Below are 1795 nucleotides of genomic sequence, written 5' to 3' on the forward strand. Positions count from 1 at the left end.
ATGAGTGTGGATAAAAATGATGGTAGCTTATATGTTGTAGAAAAAGCGCGCGGCGAAAAACAAACTTTTATTAAAATGAAGAATTTAATGATTGAAAAATGCAATAACAATGTGAATTTAAATCAAACACTTTATGTTTGTTACGGCGAAGATGAAGATGAGGCAGATCTCCTTATCGAAAAAATTAAAGAAGATTTTGATTTCAAGAAAATTATTAAATGTCCCTTAGGGTGTGTAATAGGCGCTCACACTGGACCAAATTTGTTTAGTATATATTTCAGTAATAAGGATTTGGGAGAAGATCTATCCGAGGTATAAAAATAAACCTTCTAAGTTATAACTTAGAAGGTATTTTTGTGTAATCTAGGTTTGTTTTTTTTATAGCTGTAATAAAATCCTGTTTCAAATCCCCTATCACATTTATATTTTCATGAGTTTGAGGATGAATAAATTGAAGATTATATGCGTGAAGAACTTGACTGTCAAAAAGTATTTTTTCTTTTTTCAATCCATATAATTTGTCACCTAAAATCGGATGATGAATATAATTCATATGAACCCTAATTTGGTGAGTTCTGCCCGTTTTGATTTGGACTTTTACAAGGGAATAATCGTCATTATAATCAAGTCTTTCATAATTAGAAATAGATAATTTTCCTTCGTCTGAAATCATCATCTTCTTTCTATCTTTTGGATTTCTAGTCATATATTCTTCAATTGTTCCGCATTCATCGATTTTTCCATGAACAATACACAAATATGTTTTTGTAATTTCATGATTTTTGATAATCTCCTTTAATTTTAAATGCGTATCGTTGTCTTTTGCAATTATTATGAGTCCTGTAGTATCTTTGTCTAATCTGTGAACAATTCCCCTTCTGTAATCTCCATCAACATCACTCAAATTTTCAAAATTATACATCAAATAATTCACTAAAGTATCAGAATATATAGTTTCTGTAGGATGAACTATTACATTTTTATCTTTATTTATAATCGCAAGATAATCGTCTTCATACACGATATCCAAATCATGTTGCTGTGGTTTTATAGTTTTATCAGGTTTTTCATATTCAAATTTAATCTTATCGTTCAGATTTAACTTGTAGTTTTTTTTCTGAGTTTTTTCGTTTACTAGCACTTTTTTTTCATCGATAAGTTTTTGGATTTCACTTCTAGATAATTCAACTTCATTAGCCAAAAAAATATCCAATCTTATGTTTTGATTAGAATCGTCAATTAAAAATTCGTACATCATATGTTTTCTATCTTCCAATCAATGGGTTCAAGTCCGTTGTCCTTTAGATAATCGTTGGTTTTAATAAAATGATTGCAACCAAAAAATCCCCTATTCGCCGAAAACGGAGAAGGATGTGGTGATTCTAATATAAGAGCATTCTTGCTTTTAATTAAATCTTTTTTCATTCTAGCGTTGTTTCCCCATAATATAAATACTATCGGTCTATCTGAATTTCCTAATAATTCTATTATTTTATCCGTTAAAATTTGCCAACCAATTTTTGAATGAGAATTAGGTTTATTTTCAATTACTGTAAGGGAAGTATTTAATAGTAAAACTCCTTGCTTTGCCCATTTCATCAAATATCCATTGTTTGGAATTGGATAACCAAATTCACTTTGCAATTCCTTGTAAATATTGATCAATGAAGGAGGTGTTTTAACATTTGGCTTTACCGAAAAACTAAGTCCATGAGCTTGATTAGGATTGTGATATGGATCTTGACCTAAAATCACAACCTTACAATCTTCAAATGGAACTAATTTCAACGCTTCA

The 1795-nt window shown here is 29.4% G+C and carries 3 protein-coding genes; 1 reads left to right on the plus strand and 2 read right to left on the minus strand.

What is annotated here, in order from left to right:
- A partial coding sequence (locus KHW44_RS09315; RefSeq protein ID WP_304068808.1) for a DegV family protein occupies nucleotides 1-318 on the plus strand: 318 nt, incomplete at its 5' end.
- A 16-nt stretch (nucleotides 319-334) separates the two neighbouring features.
- On the opposite strand, the gene KHW44_RS09320 is transcribed toward KHW44_RS09315, so the two are convergent.
- Together KHW44_RS09320 and KHW44_RS09325 are read right to left on the minus strand one after the other, a co-directional pair.
- Nucleotides 335-1258 carry an RluA family pseudouridine synthase gene (locus KHW44_RS09320; RefSeq protein ID WP_304068810.1) on the minus strand — a complete coding sequence of 308 codons (924 nt, stop codon included), beginning with the start codon at nucleotides 1256-1258 and terminating at the stop codon, nucleotides 335-337.
- Nucleotides 1255-1795 (minus strand): uracil-DNA glycosylase (locus KHW44_RS09325; protein ID WP_304068812.1); only part of this gene is annotated, 541 nt, incomplete at its 5' end. The genes KHW44_RS09320 and KHW44_RS09325, both read right to left, overlap by 4 nt.

This window comes from Finegoldia magna (genome assembly GCF_018371055.1).
Classification (GTDB): Bacteria; Bacillota; Clostridia; order Tissierellales; family Peptoniphilaceae; genus Finegoldia; species Finegoldia magna_I.